Origin of the sequence: Porphyromonas bennonis DSM 23058 = JCM 16335 (assembly GCF_000375645.1) — a bacterium.
Taxonomy (GTDB): Bacteria; Bacteroidota; Bacteroidia; order Bacteroidales; family Porphyromonadaceae; genus Porphyromonas_A; species Porphyromonas_A bennonis.
The window spans coordinates 1-15,824 of record NZ_AQWR01000009.1; the positions used below are offsets into that span (position 1 = coordinate 1).

Here is a 15,824-nt window from a genome sequence, read left to right on the forward strand (position 1 = left end):
TGTTTCTGCTGGTCTACGGTTTCCTTCGTTTCTCCTACGAGCCCATAGAGGAGCAAAAGAGCCCGCTCGCACGACGCATCCTCGGAGCAGTCGTCACAGTCGGTCTCATCGTGATCGGTATGCGCGGCACCCTCAGACCCCATGAGCGTCCACTCAGTGAGACCATAGCCGACAGATACATCGAGGACTATCGGGAGGTGGCGTTGGTGCAGAATACCCCTTACTCGCTCTCACGAAGCTCCGGCGCACGCTTCGTCCGGTACCGCTTCTACGACCCGACCGAGCTCAGGGAACTCTTTGACCCCACCTATCAGGCGAAGCCTCTGGCACCGGATGACAGTCTCTACGGCTCGCTCCGGGGGTACAATGTGATGGTCGTCCTGATGGAGAGTATGGCGAGGGAGTTTGTCGGCGTGCTCAATACGGACATACCCGGCTACGAGAGCTACACGCCCTTCCTCGACTCGCTGATCCCCCATACGCTCTACGCGAAGTATGGGTATGCCAATGGGAAGCGCTCCGTCGAGTCCTTTCCCACGATCTATGCGTCGCTGCCTACCTTTGGTGCCACCTTCAATGACAAGGAGTTTCAGATGCAGGACTATCAGCAGTGCCACGCCTTCACGTCAGGACTGCCGACAATGTTGAGGGACGAGGGGTATGACCTAAAGTTTTACCACGGTGATGAGCCGGGAGCGATGGGCTTCTACGGCTTCCTCCACCGGATGGGACTTGAGCGCCAGTACACGGCGGAGGACTTCCGTCAGGAGGTGCCGGATGCCGATCGGTACTTCATGAAGTCGTGGGGCGTCTTCGACGACCCCTTTGAGCAGGCTATGGCGCGGGACATGAAGCACTCACTGAGAGAGCCCTTCGGAGCCTTCTTCTTTTCCCTCACCAATCACCACCCCTTCCAGATCCCTCGTGGGTATGAGAAAAGGTGCAAGCAGGGCACGCTCCCGATCCACCGCACGGCGCAGTATGCCGATGAGGCGCTCCGAAATTTCTTCGACTCCATCAAGGATGAGCCGTGGTACGATCATACGATCTTCGTGATCACCGGCGATCATACCAATCAGACCGACCGCCCCGAGTACGACTGCTCGGCGGGTAAGTCGATGGTGCCGATCTGCTTCTATGTCCCCGATGGATCCCTCTGGGGCGAGATCTCAGATCGAGTGGTGCAGCATATGGACATCTATCCGACGCTGCTCTACCTGCTGGGCATTGAGCGCCCGATCTACGCCTATGGGCACAATATCTTCGATGATACGGTGGACCACTATGCGCTCAATAACTTCTTTGACCGCTACTTCCTCTTCACGAAGGAGCTGACCGTGGTGATGCGGCGCGATGGTGAGGTCTCTGTCGAGGCACCGAGTGCACCGGTGCAGACTGACCACGGGGATCCTGGGCTGCCGAGCGACTCTGTCCGAGACCACTACAGCCGCCTGCTCAGGGCGATTGCGCAGGACTATAGCGAGCGGCTCTTCTCCTCGGGCTTTGTGCTGACCGACTCTGACGCAGACGATCCGAGCGCACGGCATTGACCCCTCTCTCGGGGGCAGAATACTATTACCGGTATTAGGCTCATCTAATACCGGTAATAGGTTTCACTAATACCAGTAATAGAATTCACTAATACCGGTAATAGTTGACCGCCTGTAGGAGTGGGCTTTAATCCTCTTGCACTGAGGGCGTGGTGTGGGTGGTGGATAGGTGGGGTAATTGTAGTATCTTTGTGATCAGTGGTGTGGCATCGTGACCGGCTTCCCGGGCGCTGTCGTCCGCCCTGTTTTTTACCCTATTAAGAGCCTTGTATGAGCGAGATAGTAGAACCAGTAAAAAGCGGCGAGGAGAAGTCGCTCAATTTTATACAGCAGATCGTGGAGCGTGACCTCCGGGAGGGACTCCACAACGGACGCATCCAGACGCGATTTCCCCCGGAGCCTAATGGCTACCTCCACATCGGCCACGCTAAGGCGGTCTGTATAGACTTCGGCATCGCCGAGAAGTATGGCGGGGTCTGCAACATCCGCTTCGACGACACCAACCCCGTCAAGGAGGATCAGGAGTATGTCGATGCGATCCTGCGGGATATCGAGTGGCTCGGCTTCCACTGGGGCAATGTCTACCACGCCAGTGACTACTTCGAGAAGCTCTATGACTTTGCCGTCGACCTGATCAAGCGGGGACTGGCTTACGTCGATGAGCAGACCTCCGAGCAGATCGCAGCGCAGAAGGGGACGCTCACCGAGCCGGGGACAGACAGCCCCTATCGGGATCGTCCCGTGGAGGAGAATCTTCGGCTATTTGAGGAAATGCGCCAGGGCAAGCACGCCGAGGGGTCGATGACCCTCCGGGCGAAGATCGACATGGCGCACCCCAATCTCCTCTTCCGCGACCCGATCATCTACCGCATCATCAAGAAGCCGCACGCACGCACCGGGACGGACTGGTCAGTCTACCCGATGTATGACTTTGCTCATGGGCAGAGCGACTATTTCGAGGGAGTAACCCACTCGATCTGTACGCTTGAGTTTGTCCCCCACCGCCCCCTTTACGACTATTTCATCGATCTCCTCAAGCCTGAGGACAGCGACTACCGCCCGCGCCAGTATGAGTTTAATCGGCTCAACCTCACCCACACGGTGATGAGTAAGCGGAAACTCCTGGAGCTGGTGCAGCGCGGTCTCGTACACGGCTGGGATGATCCGCGAATGCCCACCCTCGTCGGGATGCGCCGGAGAGGCTACACCCCGCAGAGTATCCGAAACTTCATCGGCGCCATCGGCTACACGAAGTACGACGGCACCATCGAGGAGGAGCACCTGGAGCACTATGTCCGGGAGGATCTGAATAAGGTCGCCACCCGTGCCGCTGTGGTGCTGGATCCGGTGAAGCTGGTGATCACTAATTATCCCGAGGGAGAGACTGAGGAGATGGAGTGCGTCAATAATCCGGAGGATCCCGATGCAGGCACTCACACGCAGACCTTTGGCCGTGAGCTCTGGATCGAGCGCGAGGACTTCATGGAGGATGCACCCAAGAAGTACTTCCGCCTCACGCCCGGGCGAGAGACTCGGCTCCGCTCCGCCTATATCGTCACCTGCACCGGCTGCGAGAAGGACTCCGAGGGACGTATTACCACCGTCTATGCCGAGTATGATCCGGAGAGCAAGACCGGCGGTGCCACCGCCAATCGTAAGGTAAAGGGGACCATCCACTGGGTCTATGCTGCCGGCGCGCAGCCGGTCGAGGTCCGTATGTACGACCACCTCTTCTCCGCCGAGGATCCGATGGCGGAGGAGTACGAGGACATCAGCGAGCTGATCAATCCTCTGAGTGAGACGATCCTTTACCCCTGCTATGCCGAGAAGTTTATCACGGAGGCTCAGGTGGAGGACCACTACCAATTTGTCCGCAAGGGGTACTTCACTAAGGACAAAGACAGCACAGACGAGCTGCCGGTATTCAATCAGACTGTCTCCCTCCGCGACTCGTGGAAGAAGATGGTCAATAACGACAAAGCCAATAAGTAATAGGTCATGCTAATGAGTACGCAACTCCATACCCTGTCCCATCAGAGGCAGCTCCTTACTCTCCTCTGCCTGCTCCTCACTCCGCTGACGATGCTCGCCCAGAGCCGCAAGAATGTGGTGGATGAGGTAGCCTGGGTCGTGGGCGATGAGCCGATCCTGCTCTCCGACATTGAGCGACAGAGGATGTACTACGAGAGCATGGGTCAGCCCTTCCAGGGCGATCCGCGCTGCATTATCCCCGAGCAGATGGCGATCTCGAAGCTCTTCCTCAACCAAGCCAAGATCGACAGTATCGAGCCCAATCAGCAGATGATCAATGCCAATGTCAATCAGTGGCTGGAGCAGGTGACCAATCAGCTGGGCAGTAAGGAGAAGCTGGAGGAGTACCTCGGTCAGAAGTACTCCCAGATCCGCGAGGACCGCCGAAAGATCGTCGCCGAGCAGTACACCGTCATGCAGATGCAGCAGAAGATCGTCGGTGAGGTGATGGTGGCTCCATCGGAGGTCAATCGCTTCTATGAGCAGATCAATAAGGACTCCCTGCCCTTTGTCCCCACGACGGTGGAGGTGCAGATCCTCACCCTTCAGCCCAAGATCTCTATCAAGGAGGTCGATGCGGTGAAGCAGCGACTGGTCGACTTCACAGAGCAGGTCAATAGCGGGAAGTCAGACTTTGAGACCCTGGCTCGCCTTTACTCTAAGGACAATGAGACTGCCCTCAGGGGTGGTGAGATCGGCTTTGTCGGTCGTGCAGAGCTGGAGCCGGAGTTTGCCAACGTCGCCTTTAGCCTCAATGACCCGAAGAAAGTGTCACGCATCGTGGAGACAAAGCGTGGCTACCACATCATTCAGCTGATCGAGAAGCGGGGTGACCTGATCAATGTGCGGCATATCATGCTGAGTCCGGAGGTCAATCAGGAGGAGCTCCTTGCGACCAACACCCGGATGGACTCCATCGCCGGCATCATCACGAGGGACAGCGTCCCCTTTGCCACCGCTGCACTCTACTACTCCTCGGATGAGGATACACGGCTGAGTAATGGACAGATGGTGAATGCCAATCAGCAGAGCTCCCTCTTCGGCACCTCTCGCTTCCAGATGTCAGACTTGCCGCAGGAGATGTCGCCACTCGTAGCGGAGCTGAGCGAGGGCGAGATAACCAAGCCCTTTACCATGACGGATAAGAATAACCACCTCGTGGTGGCGATCGCCCGCCTCAAGAGCCGCAAGTCCGGACACCGTGCCAATGTCGTCGACGACTATCAGGTGATCAAGGATATGGTGGAGGGGAAGAAGCGTGAGGAGCTGCTCGATGAGTGGATCCGAGAGAAGCAGAAGACCACCTACGTCAGCATCGCTCCCGCCTATCGTCAGTGCACCTTTCAGTACCCCGGCTGGGTGCTTCGTGAGGGTACGGAGAAGAAGTAAGCTTGTCCCACAACTGCATGAGTAGCCCCCTATGAACGAAGGTGACCCTCGTCATCCCTTTCTCCTAGCTCTGGCACTGACGCTCCTGTCGGTGGCAGGGCTTATGGCTACTCAGGCACGGCCATCGGCTCCTGGGACTGTCGGCTTGCTCTCTTCCCTACAGACGGCGCCCTCGGACACGACCGGCAAGGAGCGGATCATCATAGAGCACGTGGACCTGTGGCGCTTCGATAAGGAGATCAATCCCGATGCGCAGATCCTGACGGGGAATGTCGTCTTCAAGCACGACAATGCGCTGATGTACTGCGACAGTGCACTCCTCTATAGGGAGGCCAATCGCTTCGAGGCCTTTGGCAACGTACACATCCACCAGGCGCAGGATACGGTAGATATCTACTGCAACTACCTGGACTACGACGGCTACACGAGGCTGGCACGACTCCGGGAGCTGGTACAGATGGAGCAGGGTGAGAATACCCTCCTCACAGATAGCCTGGACTACGATCGTATGTCGGGGATCGCCTACTACTTCGACTACGGATCGGTGGCCGACAGTCTCAATGTGCTCTCGAGTGTCTATGCGGAGTACTCCACGGTGGATAAGACGGCGGTCTTCTATAACGACGTCGTGCTGCAGAATGACAACTTCACCCTCTACTCCGATACGCTGCACTACGACACCAATACCAAGATCGCTACCATCCTCGGCCCCACAACGATCGAGGGCGACAGCGGTATCATCTACGCTACACGCGGAACCTACCGGACGGAGGAGGACGTGGCGACGCTCCTTGACCGGGCTGAGATCGTCTCCGGCAGCCGATGGATGACGGGTGACTCGCTGATCTACGACCGACCCGCACACTTTGCCGACCTCTATGGGAGCGTCATCCTCCGGGATACAGCTGAGAGTATGGAGCTGAGGGGCAATCATGTGATGTACAACGACTCCACCGAGTGCGGTGAGGCGATAGACCATGCCTACATCTACGAGTACTCCGACTCCGATCACCTCTTTACCGGTGCGGATCGGATGCAGCTGATCAAGGTCGACTCTGTCAATAATATCGCTAAGGGAGTAGGTAATGTCCGCACCTGGCGCAGAGATGCACAGGCTGTGGCTGACTCTATGGTCTACCTCACTCAGGACTCAGTGATGAAGATGTACGGTCGTCCCTTCGTCTGGAGCGGTCTCTCTCAGGTCACCGGCGACTCGATCCGCCTTTTTATGAAAAATGGCTCCGTCGAGCGAGCCCTGATCGGGGAGAATGCCTACATGTCGCAGCATCTGCGGAATAAGTACTACAATCAGATGCGTGGCCGCGAGGTGGAAGCCTACTTCCACGAGGGCGAGATGGACTCTGTATGGACGCGAGGAAATGCGGAGACGATCTACTTCAGTGAGAATAAGGACTCCATCCAGACCGAGCAGACACATACTCAGAGCAGCGAGATACTGACACAGCTGGAGGATCGCGAGGTGGTGCGGATCCTACTCCTGGGGCAGACGAAGGGGCGTACCAAGCCGATCTTCCTCGTCGAGGAGAGCGATCTGGTCTATCCCGACTTCGTCTGGTTCCCAGAGGGGCGTCCGGTCGACTCGCTGGACATCTTCCGTCGTACCCCGACGCCGGGCGAGGGTGGAGGCGAATTGGTGCCGCGCCCACCGACGACCGGTCTCCTACAGGACCTCCCGACGCCAAAGGAGGAGCAGCCAAAGCAGGTGGCGCAGTCCACCCTCCCGTCGGACTCGCTCGTGACGGCGCTGACCGACTCGATCATCCGGACGCTGGCGGACACCACCGGGATCTCCATCGACTCGATCAGGAGTCATGTGATGGACTCTCTTGCCGTCTCCCTGCCACAGGCGGGTCGTGAGATCCTGCAGGGAGCAGCCGACAGCACTCTCAGAGCTACCTCCGGGCAACGACTCACCGAGTTCCTCGACGGGCGGCAGCGCCCCACCGAGGTGACCGACTCCCTCCGTCGCGTTGGTGCCGCACAGCTCGACTCCCTCGGACTGACGCCGAAGGCAGTGACCGACCAGGCAGAGACCACGGTTCGTCAGGCGATCACGGGGCTCAAGAAGGAGCAGCAAGCCACGATCCGCAAGGAGGACGAAGTGACACAACCTAAGAAGAAGTAACTAGTACTATGGGATGGGGAAGCTTTTATAAGTCTAAGAAGCCAAGGGGATTTAGGTACACCTACCTCACCTTTGATCCAAAGAAGAAGGAGCTGGAGCGCAAGATCCGGCTCTCCAAGCATAGGGTCGATCCGGAGGCGAATCCCCTCACGGAGGAGGACTTAAAGGAGAATCTCAAGGGACACTTTCGGCGCAACTCTGAGCGACTTGCCAAGTATGGCGACCCGGAGGACTTCTCAGAGAGCATCGGGAAGAAGAATAGGCAGCTCGTCTTCGTCCTCGCCATCCTCTTTGCCTTCAGCTACTGGATCTTCGAGAGCTTAGGCATCACCACATGGGCTGACTTCGCACGCCTTTTCATCTTCTGGTAAGCGATCGCGTGGACAGCAGAGTACATCTACTCCCGGATAATATTGCCAATCAGATCGCTGCCGGTGAGGTGATTCAGCGACCTGCTTCTGTCGTCAAGGAGCTGGTCGAGAATGCCATCGATGCCGGTGCGACCGATATCCAGGTCATCATCAAGGATGCCGGCAAGACACTGATCCAGATCATCGACAACGGCTCTGGGATGGGAGCCGTCGATGCCCGGATGGCCTTTGAGCGGCATGCGACGAGCAAGATCCGCGAGGCGGCTGACCTCTTCTCCATCGTCACCATGGGCTTCCGAGGCGAGGCACTCCCCTCCATTGCTGCGGTGTCTCATGTGACTCTGCAGACGCGTATGGAGGATGCGGAGCAGGGGACCAAACTCGAGATAGAGGGATCCAAGGTAATCTCCCAGGAGCCGGTCGCCTGCCCAGTAGGGTGCAACTTCCAGATCCGGAATCTCTTCTTCAACGTCCCGGCGAGGCGCAAGTTCCTCAAGGCAGACACGACCGAATTTGCCCACATCCTCACCGAGCTACAGAATATTGCAGCCGTGCGGCATCGCGTTGCCTTTACCCTTGTCCACAACGGCAATATCCAGCTCCAGATCTCGGCGGCACCGCAGAAGCAGCGGCTCCTCGACCTCTTCGGCAGCCGGCTCACCAAGCACCTCCTCCCGCTCCATATTGAAACACCCTTAGTGACCATCGAGGGCTTTGTCACGGAGACCAAGTACACTCGCAAGCGAGGAGCGTGTCAGTACTTCTTCGTCAACGATCGCTTCATGCGGCACCCCTACTTCCATCGTATGGTGCTCAATGCCTACGGCGAGATGATACCGAAGGGGGAGAAGCCGGAGTACTTCCTCTTCCTCTCCTGCGACCCCGCCTCCATCGATGTCAATATCTCGCCCACGAAGACGGAGATCAAGTTTGAGGCAGAGAATGACATTGGCACCATCCTCTTCTCTGCCATCCGTGAGGTGCTGATGAAGGGGGCGGCAATGCCTACACTCGACTTCGACGAGGATCGTATGGAGATCCCCATCGCCGATACCAGCCGGCGAAATGCGCCCGAGCCGCCCACGTCGGGCAATTTCTTAGAGGTTGGGAGCCGGCTCAATGACAATGATGAACTGATGCTGACACCCAAGATCGGCGATACCTTCCCCGCCGTGGGAGGTGAGACCGCTATGCCGGATATAGCCGATTGGGACAGCTTCTATGAGGACTTCCAGAAGCGGCGTGAGGAGATGCCGAGACAGGTCCCGCTGTCGGATAGAGATGGCACGATGACGACACTGACCTCCTCGCTCACCGGCGAGAGCTCCGAGATAAGATCCGGGTACGATGTGCCGCCGCTGGTCTATGGGGACTATGGCGTCGCTCTCCAGCCCGAGGGAATTGCCGTGGTCAGTCTCTCCCGGGCTCGGGAGAGGGTCCTCTACGAGCAGTATATGACCTCCTTTAGAAACGGGCATGTGGTCTCGTCTCGCCTGCTATTCCCGGCACTCCTCGAGCTCTCTCACGAGGATGCCTCGCTGCTGCGAGAGTACCGGCAGGATCTGGCAGAGATCGGATTTGACATCTCCGATATGGGGCAAAATGCGATCGGTATCAATGCCGTCCCCGATGGTCTACCCGCCGGAGGAGAGGAGGAGATCCTCCATGACCTCCTGCGAGAGTGTGAGCAGTCTGGTCGCTCCAGCCGGGAGGTCTTGTCCAATAGGCTTGTCCGAACCATCACCACCGCTCGTCTACGCTCCCTTCCCCGGCAGATGACCCCGGCGCAGGCGAAGCAGCTCCTCGAGCAACTCTTTGCGCTCCCGGAGTATCGGGTCACCCCCTCAGGTCGGCAGATCCTCTTCTTCCTCACCCCTCGGGAGCTCGCCAAGCACCTCCCCTGATACAAAAAAAGGGGGTGTGCCGGATTATTTCCGACACACCCCCTTTCTGAGTCTGGACACTCGATCACAGATCGAATGTCACACTTAGATGCTTATCGCTCCTGATGTATGTATTGCTCACCTCGTAGGACACTGTGGACTGACCAGCCCTAGCAGTCAGTATCTGTGAAGATCGTGGATAGAGCACGACCCTCTTAGTGCCGTCACCGGACTGGAGATCGAGCTCGAAGTAGAGGTCGCTATTGTTGCTAATCGTGTAGTAATCGGTTTCCGCTTTCTTCCCCGAGACGCTGTGGTATGGTCTGCTGATAGAGACGCATGCATCAAAGAGTGCCCTTACGTTTTCTTCCCTTCCAGCCAGCAGCTTGCTAGCCCATGCAATCGTACGACCAGACTCCAGAGCCTCTCTAATGCCATCGGCTGATCGATCCTTTGCGAGCACGAGTGTCATCGTGCGATGAATGTACCCTCTCGTGCGATCGTAGTCATGCCGTATGAGATTATGAATGTCTGATGTACCCATCACGGTCAGGTTGTGATCAACGCACCAGTCAAGGGCACGCTTATGGAAGCCAAAACCATTGATCACCTCGATTCCCCTCAGGGCTCCCTCACGGTAGATCTGGTCGATAAAAGGGAGCCAGGTGTAAGAGCCCTCGATATTTGGCTTCCAACCGGGGTGGTTCCAGAATATGAAGGCTCCCTGCTCCTTAGCTGCCATGATGCTCTCTAAGTCTTGCTTGCTGCTCTTGTCCTCGCTAAAGAGGGAGTTGTCAGTAGTAAAGATAGCGTTGAAGTGACCGGGAGGGGTGTCTCGGGTGATCTCTGACCCTCTGATGAGGATGAGATCCTTACGCAGAGCATCCTCCTGGGCGATGTCGTGAGCACGATTGTGTCCAGTAGAGACATCGTTATGGTGTGGGTGGTACTCGATATGGTCTGTAATGGCCAGAGCATCTAGTCCCTCCTCCCATGCCTCTTGGGTCCTGATCGTGGGCCATACCAGCCCGTCTGAGAAGATGGTGTGCATGTGGAAGTCGCACTTAAGGACCGTATACTCCCCCACAGCTGGGATCATGATCTGCTCCCTCATCGCCGGGCGTCTCTGCTCCTGTAGATAGAGCATACCGTCGCCCTCTACGTTCTGAGCCCGGACATACAAGGAACTGCACATCAGTAGGGCTACAAATAGTGATTTGATCTTCATGTTGTTTCTTTGGATTATATGTAACACTTATATTATTTATTTCCACCCGGGATTTTGCTTGAGGTTGGGGTTGAGTACCAGATCCTCCTCCGAGATGGGATGGAGGTAGTTCTTCTCGCTAAATACTCTCTTCTCCTCATTTCGCCATAGGACGTGTCCCTTGTCCCCCTCCGATAGGACGGCAGAGGTGCCATCAATGACGTAGTAGATAACGCCAGGAGTCTTCTTGGTCGGAGCTTTCCTGACGAAGGAAACATCAGGGGTACCATTGCCATCCAGATCCATAGGAGTATCCATGGCCGGGACGTAGATACCCTTCCACGGCATCTCCAGCAGATCTCCCTTGTGCCATCTGAGGAGATCCCTATATCTCAGTCCCTCGTAGCATAGCTCGATGCCTCTCTCTCGTCTGATCTCAAGTAGATACTTGTCGCTGATCTCGGGGAAGTACACCTCCTGCATATATGGGTCTGCCGAGTCGGGGATCTTTGGACTCACACCAGCACGCTCTCGCAGCGGAGCTATCGTAAGCTCCCAGGTAGACTGATCAAACTTCCCAAGCTCAGCCATTGCCTCAGCATAGTTGAGTAGGATCTCTCCATAGCGAAGAAGGGTGACGGAATTGTAGGACTCTCCCACTCCATCTAATCTCTTATCATCGAGGCTGAACTTGAGGATATGATATCCGGTAAATGTATAGCCAAAGTTAGGAGGTGCCGGCGTCCCATCACTTCTCTTGTAGCCCAATGACCTGATCGTCTGAGATAGCCTCGGGTCACGATCCTTCATCTCGTCCACAAATAGTATCCTATCGTAATCGGGATGATCGGTAAATCTAGAGCCATCCTTCATCAGATAGGTATTGACGAATTGCTTGTTGAGTCCCCATCTCGCTCCGTATGTGGCGCTATTGTACTTCCACGTGATATTATGCCATCTCCTCAGGGCGTTGTTGTACTCTACTGCAAAGAGGATTTCCTCTGAGACCGGCTTCTCACTAATAAAGAGCGTACGATAGTCGGTGTCAGGATGCCCCGTGGAGTAGAGACGATACTTACCAGAGTCCATGACTTGCTTCGCAGCTCTAGCTGCCTCCTCCAAGAAATGCTCAGATGACTCCTCTAGACCGAGCTCAGGATGGTACTTTCTGTACGTTCCCTCGAAGAGACAAATTCTGGACTTTAGTCCCAGTGCTACTTGCTTGGTAATGGTCGTTGCGCTCTCGTCTTTGATATCATGGAGGTTAGCGACTGCATAGTCGAGATCTGCCATTATCGAGTCCATAACCATCGCCCTCGGGTCACGTGGACGCATCAGCTGATCCTCATCATTAGGATCGATAGGCTTGCTGTACCATGGTACATCTCCGTAGGTGACAACTTTGTCGAAGTATTCCTTGGCCCTGAAGAGCCTAGCTACTCCTATATAGTGGCGCTTATGTGTTTCTTCAACTGGTGATGAGGAGGCTTTAGCAATGAAGTAATTAAGATTACGTATGTTGCTCCAGTTCCATTTACCCTCATTCACCGAGCTATAGGCTCCGGCAATAAAAGTGGGGGAGCTGTTTTTTGAGGTGAAGTCTCCCATCCCGTCTCTATTAACTACGGTCAGCCCTCCCGGAAGCATTTTCTGGTAGAAGGAGTTAGTGTACAGCTCCAGGTCTGTTTCCGACTTGAAGAAATCTCCTGGTGACAACTTATTCACGGGGGATAAATCCAAAAAGTCGGTGCATGATATAAGGCATATCAGGGTAGTTAGGACACCGAATACTTGCTTTATATTTTTCATGATAGGGTGCTTAATAGGTGATTTGTAGACCGAGAGTCCAGGATTTTAGCATCGGGTATGCGTAGCCCTGACCCTGTCCATTGGTAAGTTCTTTCTTTGGGTTTTCAATCACTTCGGGATCGAAGTTTGGAGCGTGCTTGAAGAGATTAGAGTACGTCAATACGTTCTGACCAGTCAGATAGAGCTGGGCTTTTGTGAGCTTGAGTTTGCTTAGGGCTGATGGGGCGAGGTCATATGTAAGGGTGATATTCTTTAGTCTGATGTAGCTTGCATCCTGCAGGTATCGAGTCTGCGGCGCCCCTAATGATCTGTTAGTCCGTAAGGCCGTATATCCTCTAAATCGAGGGAAGTACGCATCAGGCTTTTCCTCAGTCCAGTGGTTATTGATAAGGTAGGTGGGCTGGTAGCCGTAGGGCCTATTGTATGGGCCGTAGAATAGTCCCGCCTCTGGTGAGAAATACCAATCCCTCTTCCCTACACCTTGGAAGAAAAGTGAGAGTCCGACATTTGACCAATTTGCGGACAGATTGAGTCCGAATTGGTATCGAGGGGAGTTGTTACCGATGATCCTCCTATCTCCGGGATTGGAGACAGTATTGGAGCCTTGATTGATGACGTGATCATTATTCAGGTCGGCAAATTTCAGATCTCCTGGTAGCCAGACCCTGTTGTTGGAGTTTTGAAGATAGCTCTGGTCTGCGTGTGCTTTGATGTCCTCCTCATCCTTGAAAAATCCCAAGGTCTCGTAGCCCCATATCTCGCCTATGACCTCGCCTTTATAATGTTTCCCCAGTATCATCTCATCATTGTTGAAGCGGGTAATCTTGGAAGTGCTGTCCCACAATGATGCTCTGATGCTCCAGAAGAAGTCCTTACCGCCGAGATCAAACTGGTCTTTCCAAGAGATGGTTGCCTCCCAGCCGGTCGTCGACATATCTGCATAATTGCCAAAGGGGACCTTATTCCCAAAAACACTTGGCAAAGGCTTGCTCTCTGTAAACATATCCTTTGTCTGTCGGTCGTACCAGTCCAGAATTATCTCTAACCGATTGTTGAAAAGGTTGGCATCCAGACCGAAGTCGAGCGTATTGGCAGTCTCCCAAGTAAGTCCATCCGGTATGACATTAGGCATAGAGGTGTAGGTCTGCTTGACGCCATTGAGAAGCACAGAGGTCTGACCAACTCCCATTGTCTCCAAAAATCTATAAGGAGGGACGTTCCCATTTCCAAGGGAGCCGTACGAGGCTCGTATCTTGAGGTTGTCGAGCCAGCTGTGAGTCGCGGACATAAAGGGCTCATCACTGATTCTCCAGCCCACGGAGAGTGAGGGGAAAAATCCGAAGCGCTGGCTCTTAGGAAACTTTGATGATCCGTCATACCTGCCATTGGTCTCGATCAAATAACGCCCTTGGTAGTCATAGGCCAGTCTGTAAAATAGTCCCATAAAGGCCCAGTCGCTGCCTCCACCTCCGATACTGTAATTGAGTCCATCCATCAGATCATAGTCAGGCAATTGCTCTGATAGGAGTCCATCTCTGGACGTGCTAAGTCGACGTGATGATTGCTTCTCGATATTGTATCCTAGAAGAGTGGTGAGATGGTGCTTATCCTGGAAGGTATCCTTGTACTGTGCTGTGATGTTCCCTCCGAGATATGATGTTTGGTCATTATATGATCGTAAGAGACTTTTTCCAAATCGTCTGACCTCGCCGGGCCGTATGCTATAGTCGATGTAATTATTTGATCGACTCTCCTTCCTAAACGACTTGGAGAATGTGAAGTCCGCCTTGACCATTAATCTATTGTCCAGCGCATATCCGGTAAGGCTGCTGATGGACTTAGTAGAGTCGTAGTCTGTGAGGGACTTGTTCTTCTGCTCTATAAATGCGGCCACCCCATTATATACCGCTGAGTGAGTATAGGTACCATCGGGATTACGTAGCACCGCAATTGGATAGCCCTGATGCTCAAATTGTCGCCAGATATTTCCGTCTCCATCTGATAGCATTGGGTACTTGTATGAGTATTTATTGTACTCCACATTCTCTTCAAATGTTAGCCAGGGGGTGATCTTTACTGAGCCTTTGAGCCTGAGGTTGTACTTGTGAAATTTGTCAGCGTTGTAATTGAAGATACCATCTTGGAAGTAGTATCTGGCAGAGGCATACATACGCACTCGGTCTGACCCTCCGCTGACAGATGCCGCTTGCTCAGTTGCAAAGGACTGGCTCTTATAGATCGTCTTGTACCAGTCTGTATCTCCGAAGTACCAGTATCGACCCTTGCTCTCGTTATAGATAGCCTCTGGTGCTCCAGGGTTATTGTCCTGCGCCTTCAGCTCATCCAGATACTCTGCGGAGAATGGATAGATGTTATTGACCGAAATAGGGAATGACTTATAGTCGTACCATGCGTTAAAGGCATCTGAAAAGTTTTTTGCCCATGAGTAGCCGTCGGTATTGAGCTTCGGAACGACTGTCGGTTGGTTGATAGAGTAGTTGCTTGAGACATTTACGTGGATCTTCCCCTCGCTGGCTTGCTTTGTCGTGATGAGGACTACTCCAAAGGCAGCTCGGGATCCGTAGATGGCCGATGAAGCTGCGTCCTTGAGTACTGAAATGCTCTCGATGTCATTTGGATTGATCATCGATGGATCTCCCTCCACCCCATCGATGAGTACGAGAGCTGATCCGCCGGCTCCGATGGAGGTCCGACCCCTGACGTTGAAGGAGACGGATCGAGTGGGACTGCCATCTGGCATGGAGATATTCAGATTTGGGACCATTCCTTGTAGACCTCTTGCGAGATTGGGAAGGGGTCTGTTCTCCAGCACATCGCCACCGACCTGACTTACAGCACCGGTGAGATTGACTTTCTTCTGACTTCCATAGCCGACTACTACCAGCTCGTCAAGTAGATCTGTGCTCTCCCTAAGTGTGACGTCTTGTGGAGATGTCCCATCCCATACGATTGTGACTTCGTCAAATCCTACATAAGAGAACCTGATCACTTGCCCGACCTCAAGCTTGATCGTATACCCGCCATCTGCACTCGTGACCGTGCCTTCTTTAGTTCCTTGGACTACAACCTTCACGCCTGGAAGAGGATCACCCATGGAGTCTCTGACTACTCCTCTGAGTGATTCCTTCTCCTCTGCGTGGGACAGCATTGCGGAGGAGCTGAGGACAGTCATTAACAGTCCTGATAGCAGCATTTTGAGGATCTGTCTGATTCTATAACTCATTGTTCGTAAAATAAATTGCCGAGTGTGAGTGTATAATTATTTTCCTTTGATTGCGCTGCAAAAATATATTTATTGTGTTTCTCCGGGGTTTACATAGTGTTAAAGTTGTGTGACTGTGAGTTAGTAGCGGTATGAGTAGATCACCTAAAAGGTTGAGATTGTTATCGGAGTGGTCTAGACGCCTAAAATGAGCG

The 15,824-nt window shown here is 54.2% G+C and carries 9 protein-coding genes; 6 read left to right on the top strand and 3 right to left on the bottom strand.

The window, feature by feature from the left end; genetic code table 11:
• The 6 genes from B088_RS02745 to mutL all read left to right on the top strand — a co-directional run.
• Positions 1-1,550: LTA synthase family protein (locus B088_RS02745; RefSeq protein WP_018106875.1), on the top strand; the 1,550-nt coding region annotated here is incomplete at its 5' end.
• A 270-nt stretch (positions 1,551-1,820) separates the two neighbouring features.
• Complete coding sequence (locus B088_RS02750) at positions 1,821-3,542, top strand: glutamine--tRNA ligase/YqeY domain fusion protein (protein ID WP_018106876.1); 1,722 nt, start codon at positions 1,821-1,823, stop codon at positions 3,540-3,542.
• Between the two features lie 12 nt (positions 3,543-3,554).
• The gene (locus tag B088_RS02755; protein ID WP_018106877.1) at positions 3,555-4,970 is read left to right on the top strand and encodes a peptidylprolyl isomerase; all 1,416 of its coding nucleotides are present in this window, start codon (positions 3,555-3,557) and stop codon (positions 4,968-4,970) included.
• Between the two features lie 31 nt (positions 4,971-5,001).
• On the top strand, positions 5,002-7,116 hold the full coding sequence (locus tag B088_RS02760; protein ID WP_018106878.1) for an OstA-like protein: 2,115 nt from the start codon (positions 5,002-5,004) through the stop codon (positions 7,114-7,116).
• An 8-nt stretch (positions 7,117-7,124) separates the two neighbouring features.
• On the top strand, positions 7,125-7,487 hold the full coding sequence (locus B088_RS02765; RefSeq protein ID WP_018106879.1) for a hypothetical protein: 363 nt from the start codon (positions 7,125-7,127) through the stop codon (positions 7,485-7,487).
• An 8-nt stretch (positions 7,488-7,495) separates the two neighbouring features.
• Positions 7,496-9,391, top strand: a complete 1,896-nt coding sequence (mutL, locus tag B088_RS02770; protein ID WP_018106880.1) for a DNA mismatch repair endonuclease MutL — start codon at positions 7,496-7,498, stop codon at positions 9,389-9,391.
• 64 nt (positions 9,392-9,455) lie between these two features.
• Here the strand turns inward: mutL and B088_RS02775 are convergent, their stop codons facing one another.
• From B088_RS02775 to B088_RS02785, 3 genes are all read right to left on the bottom strand, one after another.
• Positions 9,456-10,598 (bottom strand): Sb-PDE family phosphodiesterase, encoded by a 1,143-nt coding sequence (locus tag B088_RS02775; protein WP_018106881.1) that lies wholly within the window; start codon positions 10,596-10,598, stop codon positions 9,456-9,458.
• A 36-nt stretch (positions 10,599-10,634) separates the two neighbouring features.
• On the bottom strand, positions 10,635-12,125 hold the full coding sequence (locus B088_RS02780) for a RagB/SusD family nutrient uptake outer membrane protein (RefSeq protein WP_483823572.1): 1,491 nt from the start codon (positions 12,123-12,125) through the stop codon (positions 10,635-10,637).
• A 271-nt stretch (positions 12,126-12,396) separates the two neighbouring features.
• Positions 12,397-15,630, bottom strand: a complete 3,234-nt coding sequence (locus B088_RS02785) for a SusC/RagA family TonB-linked outer membrane protein (protein ID WP_155802262.1) — start codon at positions 15,628-15,630, stop codon at positions 12,397-12,399.
• Positions 15,631-15,824 lie beyond the last annotated feature (194 nt).